1 pseudogene is annotated in these 255 nt (G+C 43.9%); it reads right to left on the bottom strand.

The window, feature by feature from the left end:
• Positions 1-28 precede the first annotated feature (28 nt).
• Positions 29-255, bottom strand: a pseudogene (locus tag A3712_RS27085) (LysR family transcriptional regulator); the annotation flags it as partial.

Genomic DNA, 255 nt, shown 5'->3' on the forward strand with positions numbered 1-255 from the left:
AGTCGCCCGCTCCGCCCGTCACCAATTATATGTGTCGATACTTAGGAAAGGTATCGAGGTTCCACTCCTCTTTCAAAGCAGGGTGATCGTTACGCATCAAACAAACGGAATAATCCAAACACAACTCAACGTAATCCAATTCATCAGGGATACATTGCACATGGGTTGAAGCACGTTCATCTAATTCAAAAATACCGATACCAAAATCGACTTCGCGCTTGAGTAAACGCTTGAAACTATCACTACTCCACGTTG

It is taken from the genome of Vibrio sp. HI00D65 (genome assembly GCF_001635455.1).
Classification (GTDB): Bacteria; Pseudomonadota; Gammaproteobacteria; order Enterobacterales; family Vibrionaceae; genus Vibrio.